Annotated in this window: 19 protein-coding genes; 9 read left to right on the forward strand and 10 right to left on the reverse strand. The window is 64.1% G+C overall.

The genetic code is table 11. The features are described 5' to 3' along the window. Nucleotide 1: 1 nt before the first annotated feature. On the reverse strand, nt 2–934 hold the full coding sequence (yedA, locus tag LOY34_RS23720) for a drug/metabolite exporter YedA (RefSeq protein ID WP_045199804.1): 933 nt from the start codon (nt 932–934) through the stop codon (nt 2–4). A gap of 153 nt (nt 935–1087) precedes the next feature. Between yedA and LOY34_RS23725 the strand changes: the two genes are divergently transcribed. Then, nucleotides 1088–1546: an Lrp/AsnC family transcriptional regulator gene (locus LOY34_RS23725; RefSeq protein ID WP_045199806.1), complete on the forward strand. Its 459-nt coding sequence runs from the start codon at nt 1088–1090 to the stop codon at nt 1544–1546. Here the strand turns inward: LOY34_RS23725 and LOY34_RS23730 are convergent. From LOY34_RS23730 to LOY34_RS23740, 3 genes are all read right to left on the reverse strand, one after another. After that, nucleotides 1543–2145, reverse strand: a complete 603-nt coding sequence (locus tag LOY34_RS23730) for a PolC-type DNA polymerase III (protein ID WP_045199808.1) — start codon at nt 2143–2145, stop codon at nt 1543–1545. The two genes, LOY34_RS23725 and LOY34_RS23730, sit on opposite strands and share 4 nt — an antisense overlap. Before the next feature lie 19 nt (nt 2146–2164). Continuing rightward, nucleotides 2165–2644, reverse strand: coding sequence for an NYN domain-containing protein (locus LOY34_RS23735; RefSeq protein WP_036996945.1), 480 nt, complete (start codon nt 2642–2644; stop codon nt 2165–2167). A 101-nt stretch (nt 2645–2745) separates the two neighbouring features. Next, a complete protein-coding gene (locus LOY34_RS23740; RefSeq protein ID WP_258664065.1) occupies nt 2746–3492 on the reverse strand; it encodes a DUF2076 domain-containing protein in 747 nt (248 codons plus the stop codon). Nucleotides 3493–3649: 157 nt separating this feature from the next. On the opposite strand from LOY34_RS23740, the gene LOY34_RS23745 reads away from it, so the two are divergent. From LOY34_RS23745 to LOY34_RS23755, 3 genes are all read left to right on the forward strand, one after another. Continuing rightward, nucleotides 3650–4306: a hypothetical protein gene (locus tag LOY34_RS23745; protein ID WP_195885084.1), complete on the forward strand. Its 657-nt coding sequence runs from the start codon at nt 3650–3652 to the stop codon at nt 4304–4306. A gap of 94 nt (nt 4307–4400) precedes the next feature. After that, nucleotides 4401–4928 carry a hypothetical protein gene (locus LOY34_RS23750; protein ID WP_195885085.1) on the forward strand — a complete coding sequence of 176 codons (528 nt, stop codon included), beginning with the start codon at nt 4401–4403 and terminating at the stop codon, nt 4926–4928. 91 nt (nt 4929–5019) lie between these two features. Continuing rightward, complete coding sequence (locus tag LOY34_RS23755) at nt 5020–6099, forward strand: endonuclease/exonuclease/phosphatase family protein (RefSeq protein WP_258664066.1); 1080 nt, start codon at nt 5020–5022, stop codon at nt 6097–6099. On the opposite strand, the gene hrpB is transcribed toward LOY34_RS23755, so the two are convergent. Next, nucleotides 6100–8625 (reverse strand): ATP-dependent helicase HrpB, encoded by a 2526-nt coding sequence (hrpB, locus tag LOY34_RS23760; protein ID WP_258664067.1) that lies wholly within the window; start codon nt 8623–8625, stop codon nt 6100–6102. A 118-nt stretch (nt 8626–8743) separates the two neighbouring features. On the opposite strand from hrpB, the gene LOY34_RS23765 reads away from it, so the two are divergent. Next, a complete protein-coding gene (locus LOY34_RS23765; protein ID WP_093379221.1) occupies nt 8744–9163 on the forward strand; it encodes a polyribonucleotide nucleotidyltransferase in 420 nt (139 codons plus the stop codon). 25 nt (nt 9164–9188) lie between these two features. Further along, on the forward strand, nt 9189–10061 hold the full coding sequence (locus tag LOY34_RS23770) for a cation diffusion facilitator family transporter (RefSeq protein WP_195885109.1): 873 nt from the start codon (nt 9189–9191) through the stop codon (nt 10059–10061). Nucleotides 10062–10107: 46 nt separating this feature from the next. Here LOY34_RS23770 and LOY34_RS23775 read toward each other — a convergent pair whose 3' ends face one another. Next, a complete protein-coding gene (locus tag LOY34_RS23775) occupies nt 10108–10809 on the reverse strand; it encodes a DUF6515 family protein (RefSeq protein ID WP_195885110.1) in 702 nt (233 codons plus the stop codon). A gap of 406 nt (nt 10810–11215) precedes the next feature. Between LOY34_RS23775 and LOY34_RS23780 the strand changes: the two genes are divergently transcribed. Together LOY34_RS23780 and LOY34_RS23785 are read left to right on the forward strand one after the other, a co-directional pair. Beyond that, nucleotides 11216–11692: an Lrp/AsnC family transcriptional regulator gene (locus tag LOY34_RS23780; protein ID WP_010222927.1), complete on the forward strand. Its 477-nt coding sequence runs from the start codon at nt 11216–11218 to the stop codon at nt 11690–11692. A gap of 55 nt (nt 11693–11747) precedes the next feature. Continuing rightward, nucleotides 11748–11951 carry a DUF2788 domain-containing protein gene (locus tag LOY34_RS23785; RefSeq protein ID WP_010222926.1) on the forward strand — a complete coding sequence of 68 codons (204 nt, stop codon included), beginning with the start codon at nt 11748–11750 and terminating at the stop codon, nt 11949–11951. Here the strand turns inward: LOY34_RS23785 and LOY34_RS23790 are convergent. The 4 genes from LOY34_RS23790 to LOY34_RS23805 all read right to left on the reverse strand — a co-directional run bounded on the left by LOY34_RS23790 (nt 11948) and on the right by LOY34_RS23805 (nt 17849). Beyond that, nucleotides 11948–12577, reverse strand: a complete 630-nt coding sequence (locus tag LOY34_RS23790; protein WP_045199823.1) for a pseudouridine synthase — start codon at nt 12575–12577, stop codon at nt 11948–11950. The genes LOY34_RS23785 and LOY34_RS23790 overlap by 4 nt on opposite strands. Before the next feature lie 6 nt (nt 12578–12583). Next, entirely contained in the window at nt 12584–14089 is a 1506-nt protein-coding gene (gene amn / locus LOY34_RS23795; protein WP_401292543.1) for an AMP nucleosidase, read from the reverse strand. A 32-nt stretch (nt 14090–14121) separates the two neighbouring features. Then, nucleotides 14122–15774, reverse strand: coding sequence for an acyl-CoA dehydrogenase family protein (locus LOY34_RS23800; RefSeq protein ID WP_195885111.1), 1653 nt, complete (start codon nt 15772–15774; stop codon nt 14122–14124). Nucleotides 15775–15857: 83 nt separating this feature from the next. Continuing rightward, the gene (locus tag LOY34_RS23805) at nt 15858–17849 is read right to left on the reverse strand and encodes a hybrid sensor histidine kinase/response regulator (protein ID WP_195885112.1); all 1992 of its coding nucleotides are present in this window, start codon (nt 17847–17849) and stop codon (nt 15858–15860) included. Nucleotides 17850–18112: 263 nt separating this feature from the next. Here LOY34_RS23805 and LOY34_RS23810 point away from each other — a divergent pair, with 263 nt between their 5' ends. After that, entirely contained in the window at nt 18113–18910 is a 798-nt protein-coding gene (locus tag LOY34_RS23810) for a hydroxymethylpyrimidine/phosphomethylpyrimidine kinase (RefSeq protein WP_045199832.1), read from the forward strand. Nucleotides 18911–18923: the final 13 nt, after the last annotated feature.

Consider the following 18923-nt stretch of genomic DNA (forward strand, 5'->3'; position numbering starts at 1 on the left):
TTCATTTACACAGTTCACCTTCCACTTCGCCAACAGTTTTGGCTTTTTCCACTGCCGGCCGGCGCCACTGCGGCACACCGATCAGCACAACGGCGCCAATGATAACCGCCATTGCCACGCATTCCTCGAAACCAATTTGCTCGCCGGCAAAAACAATCCCCAGCAACACCGCCACCGCCGGGTTGACGTAGGCATAACTGGTGGCCGCGGCCGGGCGCACATGCTTGAGCAGGTACATGTAGGCGCTGAAGGCCAGGATCGAGCCGAAGAACACCAGGTAGGCCAGCGCCCCCCAGCCAGCGGCGGTAGGCATCTGGGTCATGCGCTCGCCACTCAGGGCGCTGCCGAGCAGCAAGACCACGCCACCGACAAGCATTTCTGCGGCGCTGGCCATCGGCCCGGCGGGCAGCGGCAGGCTTTTGCTCCAGACCGAACCGAAGGCCCAGGAGGCGGCGGCAAACAGGATCAGCGCAGCGCCGACCGGGCTGGCCTGCAGGTTGGAGCCGAGGTTGAGCAAGGCGATGCCGACCAGGCCGAGGACAATCCCGGCCCATTCCAGACGGGTGTTGCGATGGCCCCAGAGCAGGCCGAACATCAAGGTGAACAGCGGCACTGTGGCCACCGCCAGCGCTGCCACGCCTGAAGCTACACCGGCATGTTCAGCCAGGGTTACGCCGCCGTTGCCGCAACTGAGCAGCAATACACCGATGACACTCGCCGCCCGCCATTGCGGCCAGGTCGGCGCCGGCACGCCGCGCCAGCGCAAAAAGCCGTAGAGCAAGGAGCCGGCAATGACGAAACGCACCCCGGCCATCAGCAACGGCGGCCAGGATTCGACGCCGATGCGAATCACCAGGTAGGTCGAGCCCCAGACCAGGTACAAGGCGAGAAAGGCGCCGATCAAGACTAACGGGAAGCGACGGGAGGCAGGCATGGGGGGCTCGAATTATGGGTGTCGGGCAGTTAGTTTAGAAAGGCAGCGCAGTAAACATAAGTTACAAAACCTGTTTAAACGAACCGTACACTTTTGAAACAACGGATCTTTTGGCCTTGCGCCTTGGAATCAACAACCCGCCCCTGGAAACCCATGGACAAATACGATCGCATGCTCCTCAGCGCCCTGCTGGACAACGGCCGCGCCTCCTTCGCCGAGCTCGCGCGCAAGGTCAATCTCTCCGCTCCGGCGGTGGCCGAACGGGTGGCCAAGCTTGAGGCCAGCGGGGTGATTACCGGCTACCAGGCCAAGGTCGACCTGGAGAAGATCGGCCTGCCGATCCAGTGCGTGATCGAACTGCGCCTGGCCAGCCATGGCAACCAGCAAACCTACGAAGAACTCACGCAGATTCCGCAACTGACCGAGTGCCACCGGGTGACCGGCGACCCCTGCGTGATCATGCAAGCGGCAGTGGGTTCGATGCCGGAACTCGAAGAGCTGATCAACCGGGTCGCCCGGTTCGGCTTCAGCAAAACCTCGATCATTCTCTCCAGCGCCGTGGAGCGGCGTTTGCCGCTGGGCCACCTGGAGCACAACGGCAAGAAGGCCTAGCGATAGGTTTTAAGCGCTTCGCCGATCTTCGCCGCAGGGACTTTCTGCAGGCTGCAGAACAATTGGTGGGAAACGCCGTTGACGCCCTGCTGACGCAATTGTCCGGCCAGGTGCTGGGCGAGGTTGGCGGCCATTTCGGCATCGGCCATGGCCCGGTGCGCGGTGCCGGTGTCAGGCAGGCCGGCCCAGCGGGTCAGGGTGCCCAGCTTGTGGTTTGGCGCCGAGGGCATCAGGCGCCGCGCCAGCAACATCGAGCAGGCGAAACGCTGACTACGGCTACGGCCGATCTGCGCCAGCTCGTAGTCCCAGAACTTCTGGTCGAACGAGGCGTTGTGGGCGAGCATCGGCGTATCGCCAACGAACTCGGCTACTTCGTTCATCACCCGGGCAATTGGCGGCGCGCTGCGCAGCATGGCGGTGGTGATACCGGTCAGGCCGGCGACAAACGCCGGTACCGGTACCCCGGCATTCATCAGGCTTTGGTAGCGCTCGACGATGCGCCCGCGTTCCAGCATGACCACCGCCACTTCGGTGGCGCGGCAACCGGCGCCGGGTGAAATGCCAGTGGTTTCAAAGTCGATGACAGCGATACGTTCCAAAACGACAACCTCAAAAATCTTAATGCTTGAGCAGCAGGCTGCCCTCGATGGGCACATATCGGCTAGCAGCGCGAATCAGTGAATTGGCAGTCAGCCCCGGCACGCCATAGGCAACGGCCTGAATGCCGTGACGGCTGATGACCCGCTCCAGCAGCAGGTCGAAATCGCCGTCGCCGGAGGCCAGCACCACCTCATCGACCCGCGCGGCGGCATCGATCACATCGAGGGTGATGCCCACGTCCCAGTCGCCCTTGGCCGAGCCGTCGCTGCGCTGGATGTAGGGTTTGAGTTTGACCGTGAAACCGAGGTTGCGCAGGATCTGTTGAAACTGCTGCTGCTTGCTATCGCCGCGGTCAATGGCGTAAGCCACCGCCTCGACGATCTGCCCGTGCTGGCTGATATCGGCCCACAGCGCCGCGTAGTTGAAGTGGCAACCGTAGGCCTGGCGCACGGTGTAGTAGAGGTTTTGCACATCGGCGAATACCGCGATCTTCTTCACCGCTTTTCCTCATGGCGCCACGGCGCTGTTGCCGGCCGCCGCACACCGGGGCCGTTTCGGCGCCCAGTATGCCAGCCCGCGGGCCATGCGGGTAAGCGCGGTCAGACGAAGCTGTCGTCGTCGCCGCCGAAGAAGCCGCCGTCATCGCTGCCGTAGTCGGTGTCCATGAAGCCGCCCTGGTCGTTGCCATAGCCGCCGTTGTCGGCGGTCAGGCGCTGCTCGTCGTTGCTGCCCCAGCCGCCGCTATCGCTGGCGGGTGCTGATTCTTCCTTGATCACTTCGACCACCTCTTCAGGCTGCGAGTGATGATTGAACAGGCTGCTGATGCCCTGGGCCAGCATCACCCCGCCGGCCACGCCTGCAGCAGTTTGCAGCGCGCCACCAAGGAAGCTGCTGGCACCGCCGCGGGCCGGGGCCTGGGCGGGAGCTGCGTTGAAGCCCTGCTGCTGGGCAGGCGGGTTGAACGAGGGGCGCGACGGTTCGCGCCAGTCGCCACCACTGGCAGGAGCGCTGGCCGCCGGCTGGTTTTGCACCGGCTGCGGGTCGCGGGTGCCGCTGCCGAAGATGCTCGACAAGAAGCCGCCACTGCTGCTCGGTGCGGTAGCGGCTACCTGGGCCTTGGCCTGTTTGAGCTCGGCCTGCAGTTGCTTGTTCTGTTCATCCAGGCGCTTGAGCGCTGCTTCCTGCACCAGGATCGCCTGGGCCATGTAGTAAGGCGCCGCCGGTTGCTGCTGCAGGTGCTCGCCAATGCGCGCCTGGGCCTGGGCATCACGCGGCACGGCCGGATCTTCGGCCTGCTTGAGCCGACCGAACAGGCCGTCGATCAGGGTTTGTTCTTCACTGTTCATGGGCAACCTCACTGCAAAAGCGGAAAAACGGGTACCGGTAAAATGGGGTGCCGAGGCGCCAGATTCAACACAAGCCGGGATTAAACTTTCTTCAGGTTGGCCAGCGCCTGGGCTAAAGTGACGCCCTGCTTTTATTCAATGCGATTGAAATCGACCGATGAATCCGCTTAGTGTTCTGCGCGACTCCCTGTATTTCTTCCGCCGTCACCTGCTGAGCATTGCCCAGTTGTGCCTGCCGCTGGTGGTGCTCGAAGCCCTGTGCGCCCAGTTGCTGTACCAGCAACTGGGCAAGGACGCCTCGCCAGGCTACGGCATGCTGGTCAGCCTGCTGTTCTACCCGCTGTACAGCGCCGCGCTGATCCTCTACCTCGACAGCCGCAGCAACGGCTACGCCCCGCTCAAGCGCAACCTGCTGGCCATGGCCTTGCGCCTGTGGCCGTCGTTTGCGCTGATGGTGATGCTCAGCTCGTTGCTGATCATGGCCGGCGCCGCGCTGTTCATCATTCCCGGCATCTGGGTGATGATCCACCTGGTGTTTGCCGAATACGCCCTGGTATTGCGCGGCCAGCCACCGATCGAAGCCATGCGTACCAGTTTCCAGATGACCACCGGCAACTTCTGGCGCATCTTCAGTTGCGTCCTCGGCGTAATGGCAGTGCTGTGGCTGATCGACGGCCTGAGCATGATGCTGGTGCCCGAGCCTTCGCCGCTGGCGCAACTGGCCCTGGATAGCGGCAACGGTTTTTTGCAGCTGTTCAGCACTGTGGTGATGTTCCGCCTGTACATGCTGCGGGAGACCGAAGCCACTGCTTGAACCCGGCAACCCTCACTGGAAAATCTGCACGCTGCCGCTACGCTCACCCCTGGATGAAAGTGTAAGGACACAACCGGTTAACAGGGAGTCGTCCATGACCACGTTCGCAACTGATACTAATTGGGCCCAGAGCGCCGAAATCTTTCTTGGCAGGGTGCATATCCTCGATACGCCTGAAGGCACTGAGAACCTGAAGGGCGATACCGGGCATTCGGTCCATCTGAGCAGATTCAATGACGCCAGCGGGCAGGCCATCTCCGGGCAGAGTGACTGGCTGGTGGCCGGCCAGCAGAAGCCTGCCTACGCATTTCGCTTTCTGTTCCACTCCCGAAGCTCCGACCGACTACACTTCATGATCACCGGCAGCGGCGCCGATCACGACAAGACCGTCGGCGTCAGTCGCAACGGCTACCTGGGGCTGTACAAATACGCCAGCGTCAGCGACTACATCAAGATCGAACCGCTACTGTGGAGCACTGATACCGTGGTTTGCCGCTTACGCGACCACCTGGGCAACATTGTACGAACCCACCACGACCCAGAGGCGCCGCCGCGCTTCTCTTACCTGAGAGTCAACCACGGCAAGGAAGTCATCTTCCACATCGAACGGGTGCGCTCCTGAACATTGTCGCGAGCGACTGAATACCGCTTATCTGGCCTGCGGATAAACGGCTCGGTTATGCTGGTGCGACCTGCCAAGCCAAGCCGAGCCGATGATCCGACTACTGCGCAACGCCCTGCTGACCCTGCTTGTTGTGATCGCCCTGCTGTGGCTGCTGGCCAGCCAGCTGAGCTGGCAACCTGAACCGCGCGAGAGCCTGGCGGTCAGTTGCCGGGCCAGCACGGCGGCGCTGGTACCCGGCCAGGTGCTCAAGGTGATGACCTGGAACGTGCAGTACCTGGCCGGCAAGCGCTACGTATTCTGGTACGACCAGGGCCGCGGCGACGACACCCGCCCTACCCCTGAAGACCTCGCCTTCAACCTTGATGAAGTGGCGCGGGTAATCCGCGCCGAGCAGCCGGACATCGTCCTGCTCCAGGAACTGGACAACAACGCCAAGGCCAGCGGCTACCAGGACCAACTGGCACTGCTGCGCGAACGGCTGGTGGATATTTACCCCTGCGCGGTGCAGGCCTACGACTGGAAAGCCGATTTCGTCCCCGACTGGCACATCTTCGGTAGCGTCGGCCGCAGCCTGGCGACCCTGAGCCGCTACCCGATCAAACAGGCCGAGCGCCTGCAACTGCCAGTCGACGCCAGCAATGCCTGGCGGCGCTTGCTGCAACCGCAGCAGGCGATTGTTGCCAGCTACCTGCCGCTGCGCGATGGCGGTCAGCTGGCGGTGCTCAACACCCGCCTGGCGACCTTCGAAGCCGGCAGCGATATCCAGCGCCAGCAGGTGCAACAGGTGACGCGCCTGCTCGACAAGCTGGAAAGCCAAGGCACGCCGTGGTTGATCGGCGGCGACTTCAACCTGCTGCCGCTCGGCCAGTACCGCCGCCTGCCGGCCGAACTGCGCGGCCAGTACGGTGCCGACAGCGACCTGCATCTGCTCTGGGACAAATACCCGATGATCCCCAGCAACGCCGAAGCCAGCGGCGCCGACCGCGCGGCCTGGCTGACCCACTACCCCAACGACCGCAACCTGCAAGGCCCGGACCGCACCCTCGACTACCTGTTCCACAGCCCCAAACTGCAGCGTCTGGGGGCACGGGTAATTCAGCAGGACACCCTGGAGATTTCCGATCACCTGCCAGTGACGGCGCGCCTGCTGTTGCCGGCGCAGCCGTGACTACTTGCGCGGCTTGGCCCGCGCCGTGGCTTCGGCCACCAACGGGTCATCCGGCCAGTAGTGCTTGGGGTAGCGCCCTTTGAGGTCTTTCTTCACTTCGGCATAGGTACTGCGCCAGAAGTTGGCCAGGTCCTGAGTCACCTGTACCGGCCTGCGCGCGGGCGACAGCAAATGCAGCAGGACTTGCTGACGGCCCTGGGCGATGCGCGGAGTTTCGGCCAGGCCGAACAGCTCCTGCAGACGCACGGCGAGAATCGGCGGGGTTTCGCTGTAGTCCAGGCGAATGTTCGAACCCGAGGGCACACTCAGGTGCACCGGCGCCTGCTCATCCAGGCGCTGGGGCAGCGGCCAGGGCAGCAGGTTGCGCAAGATCGACGCGAGGTCGAGCTGGGCGAAGTGGCTCAGGCGGGTGACCTTGCCCAGGTAGGGTTGCAACCACTCGGACAGGTTCGCCAGCAGCGCGGCATCGCTGAGGTCCGGCCACTCGCTTTCACCACGGCTTGCCAGGTCGAGCTGGCGCAACAGCGCCACCCGCGCCTGCCACTGGCGCAGCTCGGGCGTCCACGACAGCAACTCCAGACCCTTGCGCCGCACCAGTTCCAGCAGTGCCTTGGCGCGGGCGTCTTCATCCAGGCCGGTCAAAGGCTCGCGGCTGAGCACCAGCTCACCGACCTTGCGCTGACGCTCGGCACGCAAAACGTTCTCGCGTTCGTCCCAGTCGAGGATATCCAGGCTGCGCACCTGTTCGGCCAGCACCCCGTCGAACAGCGCCGGGTCGAAATCGGCGGCCAGGTAAATGCGCTCCTCGCGCTGGCCCTGACGGCTGCCCAGATCGGCGATCACCAGCCACGAATGTTTCATCAAGGCATCGGCTTCGCCAAACAACGCAGCGCGACCGTTGGCCAGGCGATATTCCGCACCGCCGGCACGCCGCTGCTGCGCAACGCGGTCGGGATAAGCCAGTGCCAGCAGGGCGCCGAGCCAGCGCGAATGCTCGGGGTCGGCGACGGCTGCAGTGGCTTTGCCGCGCAGGTAACCGCGGTACTGACGGGCCAGTTGCCGGGCGCGCTGCACACCGCCCTGCGCGCCTTTGGCCGCGCGGGTTTCGCCGCTGAGCAGGGCCAGGCGGCTATGCAGGTCGGCACCGCCGCCGCGCAGAATGTCGCGCTCACCGAGCAAGGCGGCGACATCGCAGGCCATGTCGGCCAGGCCCAGGTCCTGGCCGCGCAACAGCAGGTGGGCGATGCGCGGATGCGCCGGCAGTTCGGCCATGGCCTGGCCGTGGGCGCTGAGGCTGTCCGGGCTGTCGGCCTTGAATGCGCCCAGGCGCTGCAACAGCTCCAGCGCCTGGCCATAGGCGGCCGCAGGTGGCTGATCGAGCCAGCGCAGTTGTTCGGGGGTAACGCCCCAGCGCGACAGTTGCAGGGCCAATCCAGCCAGGTCAGCCTGGAGAATTTCGGCCGCGCCATAGGCCGCCAGTTGCTCGTGCTGGGCTTCGGACCACAAGCGATAACACACGCCGGGCTCCAGGCGCCCAGCGCGGCCAGCACGCTGGGTGGCGCTGGCGCGGGAGATGCGCTGGGTGTCCAGGCGGGTCATGCCGCTGCCAGGATCAAAGCGCGGCACCCGCGCCAGGCCCGCGTCGACCACCACGCGCACACCGTCGATGGTCAGGCTGGTCTCGGCGATGTTGGTCGCCAGCACCACCTTGCGCAAGCCGGCGGCTGGCGTGTCGATGGCGGCGCGCTGGGCATTGAGATCGAGCTCGCCATGCAGCGGGCACAGGAGGATATCGCGGCGCTCGCCCAGGGCCTCCTGCAGTGACTGATGCACGCGGCGAATCTCCGCCTGCCCCGGCAGGAACACCAGCACGCTGCCCGACTCGTCGCTGATGGCCTGCAGCACCGTATCGACCACCCGCGGCTCGATGAACTCGCCTGCCTGGAACGGCCGGCTCCAGCGAATATCCACCGGGTACATGCGCCCTTCGCTGCTGACCACCGGAGCATCGTCGAGCAGGCTCGACAGGCGCTCGCCCTCAAGGGTCGCCGACATCAGCAGGATTTTCAGCGGCGGGTCGTCACGCAACAGTTCGCGACCATTGAGGCTCAGGGCCAGGGCCAGGTCAGCATCGAGGCTGCGCTCGTGGAATTCGTCGAAGATCAGCAAACCCACTCCGTCCAGCGCCGGATCGGCCTGCAGGCGGCGGGTGAGAATCCCTTCGGTGACCACCTCGATGCGCGTGTTCGGCCCGACCTTGCTGTCCAGGCGAATGCGGTAACCGACCGTTTGCCCGACCTGCTCACCCAGCTCGCTGGCCAGCCGTTCGGCCGCCGCCCGCGCCGCCAGGCGCCGTGGTTCGAGCATGAGGATGCGCTGCCCGGCCAGCCACGGCTCATCGAGCAGCGCCAGTGGTACGCGGGTAGTCTTGCCGGCGCCGGGAGGCGCTTCGAGTACTGCCTCGTGGCGCTGGCTCAAGGCAGCGCGCAAGGCTGGCAGTGCGGCATCGATCGGTAATGATTTCATGGTGGCCCTCAAACAATCCGCCGAGTATAACGGCGAACCGAGCCTGCCTTATCATGGTCTTAGCTGTAGATACAGGCTCTTTGCCTGTATCTTTGTCGCCTTCATTCCGGAGACTTCCATGCGTATTCCCTCCCGTGTCATTGGCGGCGTCGTGATCGCCACCCTGCTGAGCCAACTGACCGCCTGCGGCACCCTGTTCTTCCCCGACCGGCGCGGCCAGATCGAAGGCAAGATCGACCCGGTGGTCGCTGCCCTCGACGCCATCGGCATTCTTTTCTATGTGATCCCGGGCCTGATCGCTTTCGGCATCGACTTCGCCACCGGCGCCATCTACCTGCCCGGCGGCACCACCGCCCAGGTCGCGCCTGAAAAACTCAATGAAGCCATCAGCGCCGACGGCAAGGTCGACAACAGCAAGCTGCAGGCTATTCTCGAAAGCGAACTGGGCCAGCGCCTACCGCTCAACGACCCGCGCCTGATCCAGCACAAGGGTAGTGTCGAGCAACTGGCCATGTACGGCCTCAAGCCCGCTGCTTGAACTCTGAAAGGAAGCCACTTTAGGCATGACTCCCTCGGCTGAACACCAACGCCTGCTGCGCCTGGCCACCCGCGCATCGCTGGCGGTGGCCAGTATCCTGATCCTGACCAAGGCGCTGGCCTGGTGGCTCAGTGGTTCGGTCAGCCTGCTGGCCGGGTTGACCGACTCGGCCCTCGATGGCGTCGCCTCGTTCCTCAACCTGCTGGCGGTGCACTACGCCCTGCGCCCGGCCGATGACGACCACCGTTACGGCCACGGCAAGGCCGAAGCCATGGCCGGCATGGCCCAGGCGCTGTTCATCGGCGTCAGCGCGGTGCTGATCGGCGTGCAGGCGGTTGAGCGGCTGCAGAATCCGCAGCCTCTGGGTGACACCGGCATCGGCATTGCGGTGATGCTGCTGTCGCTGGTGCTGACCATTGCCTTGCTGATGCTGCAGGGCAAGGTGATCCGCATCACCGGCTCGACCGCGGTGCGCGCCGACTCACTGCATTACCGCTCCGACCTGCTGCTCAACGGCAGCATCCTCGTTGCCCTGGTACTGGCACGCTTTGGCTGGCCGCAGCTGGACGCAATTTTCGGCCTGGGCATTGCCCTGTACATCCTCTGGAGCGCCCTGCAGATTGCCCGCGAGAGCAGCTCGATCCTGATGGATCAGGAGCTGCCCGGCGACATCAGCGAGCAGATGCTGGCGCTGGCCTGCAGTGTGCCGGGGGTGCGCGGCGCCCACGACTTGCGTACGCGGGTGTCGGGTAGCCACTGGTTCGTGCAGTTGCACCTGGAGTTACCCGGAGACCTGCCGCTGACCCAGGCCCATGCCTTGTGTGACCAGGCAGCGGCGGCGATCAACAACAAGTACCCGAAGGCTGAAGTGCTGGTGCATGCGGATCCGGTGATGTGATGCAGTTGGCAAGGCCGGGTCCCACAATGGAACTGCATGCCCCGGTTCAATTGACGCTGTAACCCCGGCCACTCAAGCAAGCAGCCTGCGCCCGCCGATAGTTATCGGCCACCTGCGGCGACGGCGCGTAGCTGGCCGCAGCCGGGTCAAAACCGGTCTGCTGTACTGCCCGGCGATAACACTCATATCGGTCACGATTTTGCTGCAGATCCTGATCTACAGCACTGGCCGCCGGCGGGTTGACCACCACATACTCGCGGCTGTCTTCCAGGTACTGGTAATACGTCCCTGCCGCCAGAAAGAACAGCGCACTGCCTATCCACACTTGCTGCGCATAGTCGGGCAGGTAGTTGACCCGCACGCCATAGGGCGGAGTCACCACCACATAACGCGGGCCTTGCGGGCGATACCAGTAACCGCCGGAATAGAAGTAGTCATGCCCGCGATAGGGTACTTTCCAGTACTGCTCGGGGAAGTGTTCGATGGTTTGCCCCGGGCGGTATTGCGGCCCCGGCCCCCAGCCATTGCCGTGGCCATCCCCATGCCCGCCGCCACCGGCGTGGTAATAGCGGTTGTCGTTGCGCCGCGGGATATCCTGGTAATAGCCGGTGCGCGGCTCCTGGGTCTGGCGCACTTCATCGGGCCGCGACTGCAAGGGTGAAGCTCCCTGCCCCTCAGCCAGCAGCGGCAGATTGACACTCATGCACAGCACACCCACACCCGCCATACCCCAGACACGCGACTTCATACTTTCCTCTCGGACCGATAACAAGGGGCCTGTGATTACTCTATCAGGCCGTCTGCCAGGGGTTATCGGCCGCCAGATGAAATTTGAGTAATAAAAAAGGGAGACCCTGGGGTCTCCCTTTGAGAATTTTGTCCGTGCTCGGCGCTTGTGACACCGGCTCACCTCACGCCGTCTTGTGGACAGTGTGTAGCCCGGGGGCCGAGCACAACCTGGTGGGGTTGCTGGCCGCAGCTGGCCTGATTCGGCCCGCCGCACTGGACTGATGTCCGGGCAGTGATTCTGGTGATAAGAATACGGCGATGGCAGCGGCAGAGGATTGCGAAGATTGCTCATTTAAATATCACTTGCGCAATTTTTGCCTACAGATTGATAATTCGACGCAATCGAAACAGAAAAGGCCAATCCCATGAGCAAGCTCGACCGTTATGACCTGAGCATTCTTGCCGAATTGCAGCGCGACGCGCGTATCTCCAACCAGGAACTGGCCGAACGCATCGGCCTGTCGCCTTCGCCTTGCTCGCGCCGGGTCAAGCAACTGGAAGACGACGGTTACATAGCCCGCCAGGTCGCCCTGCTCGACCGCAAGAAGCTCGGCCTGAGCCTGACCGCCTATGTGCTGATCGGCATGGACCGGCACACTCCCGAGCGCTTCGAGACCTTCGAAGCGGCGATCCGCAGCCTGCCGCAGGTGCTCGAATGCAGCCTGGTGACCGGGATGGATGCCGACTACCAACTGAAAGTCGTGGTGCCCGACATGGACCATTACCAGCAGTTGCTGCTCGGCCACCTGACCCGTATCGAAGGCGTGACCAGCGTGCGCTCCAGCTTTGTTCTCAACCAGGTACTGGCCAGCACCGAACTGCCGCTCACGCACCTGCGTTAGTCAGGCTGGCAACGGCGGCGTATAATCGCGCGCCTCAACCTGCCGGAGAGTATCGATGGATCCTGCGTTGTTCGAAGAATGGATGATGACCATCCTGGTCACCATCCTGATTGGTTTCATGGGTTTTATCGTCTGGGACCTGGCGAAAAAATCCAAGGCCGGCAAGTTCGGCACCTTCATCCTGTTTTTCGTGCTGGGCCTGGGCATCCTCGCCTTCATCATCAAAAGCGTGGTGATCGGCTTTATCGAAGGCGTCTAAAGCCTGGCCGGTACTTCCCGCCACTGGCCCTGATCGAGGCCATCCAGGCTCCAGTCGCCGATCCGCACGCGCACCAGGCGCAGGGTCGGCAAGCCGACGGCAGCGGTCATGCGCCGCACCTGACGGTTGCGCCCTTCCTTGATGACCAGCTCCAGCCAGCTTGTCGGTACGCTTTTGCGAAAGCGTACCGGCGGGTTGCGTGGCCACAATTCGGGCTCGTCGAGCTGACGGGCCTGGGCCGGCAAGGTCGGGCCGTCGTTGAGCTCGACGCCATCGCGCAATCGCTGCAGTTGCTCCTCGCTCGGCTCCCCTTCTACCTGTACCCAATAGGTTTTCGCCAGCTTGTGCCTGGGGTCGGCGATCCGCGCCTGCAACTGGCCGTCGTTGGTCAACAGCAGCAGGCCCTCGCTGTCACGGTCCAGGCGCCCAGCCGGGTAGATGCCGGGGATGGCGATGAAGTCCTTGAGGGTCGCGCGCCCTTCGCCGTCGCTGAACTGGGTCAGCACGTCAAAGGGCTTGTTGAACAGGATCAACCGCGGCTCGGCCGGCGGCGCCTTGGCGTGGCGACGCGGGCCGGCGGGTTTGGCCGCGGGGCGCCGCGGCTTGGAGCGTGGGGGTAACGACATGGGGCCTCAGCGGAACGGCGGCTCGTCAAAACTGCGCAGTTTACGCGAGTGCAGCGAGTTGAGCTCGGTACGCAGCAGGTCGAGGGCAGCGATGCCGATCTTCAGGTGCTGGCTGACCGCCCGGTTGTAGAAGGCGTTGGCAGCCCCCGGCAGTTTGATCTCGCTGTGCAGCGGCTTGTCGGAAACGCACAGCAAAGTGCCGTAGGGTACCCGCAGACGATAGCCCTGGGCGGCGATGGTGCCGCTTTCCATGTCCACCGCCACCGCCCGCGACAGGTTGATCAACGGCCGCTCCTGCGCCCAGCGCAACTCCCAGTTACGGTCGTCGTAGGTCAGCACGGTGCCGGTGCGCAGGCGCTTTTTCAGCTCGTCGCCACGCTCGCCGGTCACTTGCGCCGCCGCTTCCTGCAGGGCCAGTTGCACTTCGGCCAGGGCCGGAATCGGAATGTTCGGCGGCACTACCCGGTCGAGAATCCCGTCGCGGCGCATGTAGGCGTGGGCCAGCACGTAGTCGCCGATGGTCTGCGATTGGCGCAGGCCGCCACAGTGGCCGATCATCAGCCAGCAATGCGGGCGCAGTACCGCCAGGTGGTCGGTGATGTTCTTGGCGTTGGACGGGCCGACGCCGATGTTAACCAGGGTGATGCCGTCGCCATCGGCGGCGATCAGGTGGTAGGCCGGCATCTGGTAGCGGTGCCACACCACTCCGGCGACCAGGGCCTGCGCTTCGCCGTTGTCCATGGCCTTTTCGATGATCACGTTGCCCGGCAGGACCATGCGTACGAAACGCGGGTCGTCACGCAACCGCTCGAGGCCGTGGCTGATGAACTGGTCGACATAGCGGTGGTAGTTGGTCAGCAGGATCCACGGCTGCACATGGCGCCAGTCGCTGCCGGTGTAATGCACCAGGCGGCGCAGGGAAAAATCCACCCGCGCGGCGTCGAACAGCGCCAGCGGCAACGGGTCGACGTTGGCCCAGTCGTACAGGCCGTCAGCGATGCCGTCGGTGGCGGCAGAAAGATCGGTGCTGGGGAACACCCGCGCCAGCGCCGCAGCCGTAATGCCCGTACCGGCCAGCTCATCGCCCTGCTCGACCACATAGGGGTAAGGAATGTTCTGCTGGCTGACGCCCACTTCAACCGTGACGGTGAAGTCGCGCATCAGCGGCTTCAATTGCTCCAGCAGGTAAGCCCGGAACGCCGCCGGCTGGGTCACGGTCACGCTGTAGGTGCCCGGCAACTGGACCTTGGCATAGGCGCGGGTGATCGCCGGCACTTCGCCATGGTACTGGTAGGTCAGGCGCAGCTCGGGGTAGCGGAACAGTGCGCGCTCCTCGGCATCCGGCTCGGTACGGTCCTTGAGGTAGCGCTTGAGCGCCTGGCTCAGGGCCGCGGTGGCTTGTTCGTGCAGGGCGGCGAGGCGATCGACGGCCTGCTCGGCGGTTGCTACGACAACGAAGGCTTCATCAGTACGGCTCACAATGTACTTCCTGTCTGACATGCATACGCCCATCTTGCCTATATCCGGCGGCAAAGGCACGCACGTTAGAGCGGCCAGTTCGGGGTCGAGCGTTGCACCAGCGCGGCGACGTCGACGCCACGGGGCAGTACGCCATACACCCGGCCATTGCCGCCCAGGCGGCTGGCAATAAAGGCATCGCTGACCGCGGCGTTACCGGCTTCGAGCAGCAGCTTGGCCTGCAGGCCGACGGCGATGTCTTCGGTGAGCTGGCGGGCGCGGTACTGGATGTCTGCGGTGTCGGCAAAGGCCGCCTTGAGGTTACCGATATGTGCGGCCAGGCGCGGGTCGCCGTGGCCATCACCGAGCTCGGCGAACAACGTGTCGAGCACACCTGGCTCCTTGGACAGTGCCCGCAACACGTCCAGACATTGGACATTGCCCGAACCTTCCCAGGTCGAGTTGACCGGCGCTTCGCGGTACAGCCGCGGCAGGATGCTGTCTTCGACATAACCGGCGCCGCCCATGCATTCGGCCGCTTCGTTGATCATTGCCGGCGCACGCTTGCAGATCCAGTACTTGCCCACGGCGGTAATCAAGCGGGCAAAACGCGCCTGGTGCGGATCATCCGGCTGGTCGAGGGCGCGGCCCATGCGCAGGCTCAGGGCCAGCGCCGCTTCGCTTTCCAGGGCCAGATCGGCCAACACGTTCTGCATCAATGGCTGCTCGGCCAGCAAGCGCCCGCCGACCTGGCGATGGGCACAATGATGGGCAGCCTGGGTCAGGGCCTGACGCATCAGGGCGCTGGAGCCGACCATGCAGTCGAAGCGGGTCATGGCCACCATCTCGATGATGGTCGGCACGCCGCGTCCTTCTTCGCCGACCATCCAGGCCAGGGCGCCACGGAACTCGACCTCGCTGGAGGCGTTGGAGCAGTTGCCGAGCTTGTTCTTCAGGCGCTGGATATAGAACTGGTTGCGGCTGTCATCCGGGCGGTGGCGCGGCAGCAGGAAGCAGCTCAAGCCCTTGTCGGTCTGCGCCAGGGTCAAAAAGGCGTCGCACATCGGCGCCGAACAGAACCATTTATGTCCGACCAGCTCATAGGCCTGGCCCGGGCCGGGCGCACCCACCGGATAGGCACGGGTGGTGTTGGCACGCACATCGGTGCCGCCCTGCTTCTCGGTCATGGCCATGCCCAGGGTCACGCCGGCCTTGTGGCGATCGCCGAGATTGCGCGGGTCGTATTCGGTGGCCAGCACTTTCGGCAGCCAGTACTCGGCCAGCTCAGGTTGCAGCTTGAGCGCCGGCACCGCGGCAAAGGTCATGGTCAGCGGGCAACCACTGCCGGCTTCGGCCTGGCTGTGCAGGTAGGTCATCGAGGCGCGGGCGACATGCGCGCCTTCACGCGGGTCGGTCCAGGGCAAGGACGGCAGGCCATGCTCGATGGCCGTGCGCATCAGCTCATGATAGGCCGGATGGAACTCCACCAGGTCGATGCGATGGCCATAACGGTCATGGCTGCTGAACTGCGGCTTGTTCTGGTTGGCCAGAAAGCCTGCGGCCATCAGCGGCCCGCCGGCCAGGGCTCCGTACGCGTCGATGCGCTCCTGCGCCCAACCCGCCCCGTAGCGCCGCGACCATTCCTGCAGTGGCAGGTCGATGCGGTACAGGTTGGCCCCGTCCAGGGACGGTGGCTGGTTGGTGACCTCATGGGTTTCAGCGTACTGGTGCAGGTTCATCGAGGGGCCTCCTGGATCCTGGCGTGACTGAATTTTCAGTGAATCACGCCCTGCCCCCCTGTCAAAGTGACAAAAACGCCTAACTAGCCGTGGTTTAACCCTGGCCGAGGCATGCCCAACTGCGCCTGGGGCGGGCTCAAGGGCACGCTCAGGTTCAGCTCGAAACGGCTGCCCAGGCCCGGGTTGGATTCGTGCTGCAGGCGTGCACCGATCAACTCGACCAGCTGCCGGCAGATCGCCAGGCCAATACCCAGACCGCCGTATTCACGGGTCATCGAACCATCGACCTGGAAGAAGCGCTGGTAAAGCGTGGCTTCGTCCAGGCAGTCAAAACCGATGCCGCTGTCGCTGACACTGATGCTCAGGCCCAACAGGTCCGGCCCCAGCCGTGTGCCGCGGGCCTGCAACATGACTCCACCCTGGTGGGTGAATTTGATGCCGTTGTCCATCAGGTAACCCAGGCACATGGCCAGCTTGTGTCGATCGCCGATCAGTACGTCAGGCAGCTCCGCCGGGATATCCAGGCTCAGGTACAAGCCCTTGGCCATGGCCGGCGCGGCGTATTCGGCACGCACTTCCTGCAGCAGCGAGCGCAGGCTGAACGGTGCATTTTGCGCGCTGAGGCGGCCGGCCTGCAGTTCGGTGAGGATGAGGATGTCATCGACCATGCCCATCATGTCCTGGGCCGCGGAGCTTGCGGTGTGCTGGTACTGGGCCAGCTCGCCGTCCAGCGACATGGTCTGCATCAGTTCCAGCGAACCGATCACACCGTTCATCGGCGTGCGCAGTTCGTGGGTGACGGTAGCCAGGAACTGGTCCTTGAGACGGTTGCTGTTGGCCAGCTCGATGTTCAGCTGTTCCAGGGTACGGCCGGTTTCGCGCAGGGTGCGGGCCTGCTCGTCGCGCATGCTGTTGATGCGGTCGGCCAGGGCCAGGGACAACAGGCCGACCTCCAGCGCCGAACCGATCTGGCTGGCATACATGGTCAGGAACACGTTCGGCAGATAACCCAGCACCATCAGGGTGTTGACCAGGCCGCCGAGCAAGAATGCCGACCAGGCGATGATGAAGTAGCGGGCCACGCGCAAACCGCGGCGCCAGGCGAAAATCCCGGCGGCGAAAATGCACACAGTAAACAGCAGGGCCAAGGCGGTGGCCAGGCGCAGGGCAACACCGTAGCTGCTGGTCAGCGACAACAGCATGACCAGCGCGCCGCAGCCCATCAGCACCTTGAGCACTGCATCGAAGACACGGCTGTGATTGCTCAATTGCAGGAAACTGCGGGCAAACTGGCAACCGAACAAACCTGCCGCGCCGATGAACATCGGCGTGGCGGCGTTCGCCCACCAGGGACTGTCCGGCCAGAAATACGCCACGCCAGCGCCGTTGACCGACACCTGGTACAGGCCGAACGAGGCGATGTAGAGGATGTAATACAGGTAACTGGTGTCGCGTACGCTCAGGTAGATGAACAGGTTGTACACCAGCATCCCCAGCAATACGCCGTAGATCAGGCCCAACACGTACAAGCGGGTGGGCTGTGCTTCGAGGTAAGCCTGGGCCGACCACAGGGTCAGCGGCGCTTGCACCGAACCTTCGCTGTGCAGGCGCAAATAAGCGGTGGTGGTCTGGCCGGGGGTGAACGGTAATTCGAACAGGTAGTTGTTCTGTTTGATCTGCCGGCTGGCATAGGGCAAGGCGTCGCCGGTGCGCTGGGCCAGGTGGAAGGTGCCGCTGGCGTCGGCCAGGTAGAGTTCCAGGTGATCGAGCGGCGGGTAGGCCAGTTCCAGCAACCAGGCGCGGGGCGCAGCCGAGGGCAAGGCGGTGTAGCGCAGCTGGACTTTCAACCAGAACACCGAGGTGGAGTAACCGGCGTTGAGGACCTCGGCCCGATGCGGGCGAAAATGCTCGGCGAACGAGGGCGCACTGACCTGCGCAATGCTGGCATTGCCATCGCGGTCTTCGAACACTTGCATCACTTGCCCCAGCGGCAAGCTGCGGGTGGAGTCGTCGAAATCGACCGCCAGGGCCAGTAACGGCAACCAGCCCAGCACAACAATCAGCAAATAGCGCATACAGCCCCAGCATGGCCTGTCCCGGTCGCGTCGCGTAGCCTCCTGTCCGTTTGAGGCGATGCAATCCGGCAGTAACCGTTATCGGTTTATTCGAGCACTCTAGCATAGCTTTCCGAGCCTGCCAGATGCCACTGAAAACTTTACGCCGAAGGCTCTAGAACGCCACTTTCAGCGATTTCACAAGTACAGTTCAAACGCCCGTTGAAAAATCCCCGGCGCCGGGGCGGACCCAGCAAAAGCGTTTGGTGATAAGCTCGCGCACCATGAATACCTACAGCTCCCGCCCCGTTGTCCTCTGTCTCTCCGGCCACGACCCCAGTGGCGGTGCCGGCTTGCAGGCAGATATCGAAGCCCTGATTGCGCAAGGCTGTCATGCCGCTCCGGCCGTGACCGCCCTGACCGTTCAGGATACCGTCAATGTCACTGACTTCCGTGTCCTCGACCGCGAGTGGGTACTGGCCCAGGCCAATGCCGTGCTGGCCGATTCGACCGTAGCGGCGGTCAAGCTGGGCATGCTCGGCTCGACCGAAATGGTCGATACCGTGGTCGAACTGCTCAGTGCCCACCCGCACCTGCCGCTGGTCTGCGACCCGGTCCTGCGCGCTGGCGGCGGTGGCCGCCTGGGCAAGGATGAAGTCGGCTACGCCATGCGCGAACGCCTGCTGCCGCTGGCAACCATTGCTACCCCCAACCTTCCCGAAGCGCGCATCCTGGCCGAGCTGCCCGACGGCAGCGCCGATGAATGCGCCGAAAAACTCCTGCCGTTTGTCAGACACCTGCTGATCACCGGCGGTCACGGTGACGAACACGAAATCCACAACCGCCTGTACAGCCGCGACGGCCAGCGTCATACCTGGACCTGCCAGCGCCTGCCCGGCAGTTACCACGGTTCCGGCTGCACCCTGGCCAGCGCCCTGGCCGGCCGCCTGGCCCTTGGCGAGCAACTGCAAAGCGCGGTGCGTTCGGCCCTGGACTACACCTGGCGAACCCTGCGCGACGCCGAGCAACTGGGCAAAGGCCAGTACGTGCCGCGCCGCCTGCCCCTGGATTTCTGTTCCTGATCTTCGCTTGAGG

Origin of the sequence: Pseudomonas sp. B21-009 (assembly GCF_024749345.1) — a bacterium.
GTDB lineage: Bacteria > Pseudomonadota > Gammaproteobacteria > Pseudomonadales > Pseudomonadaceae > Aquipseudomonas.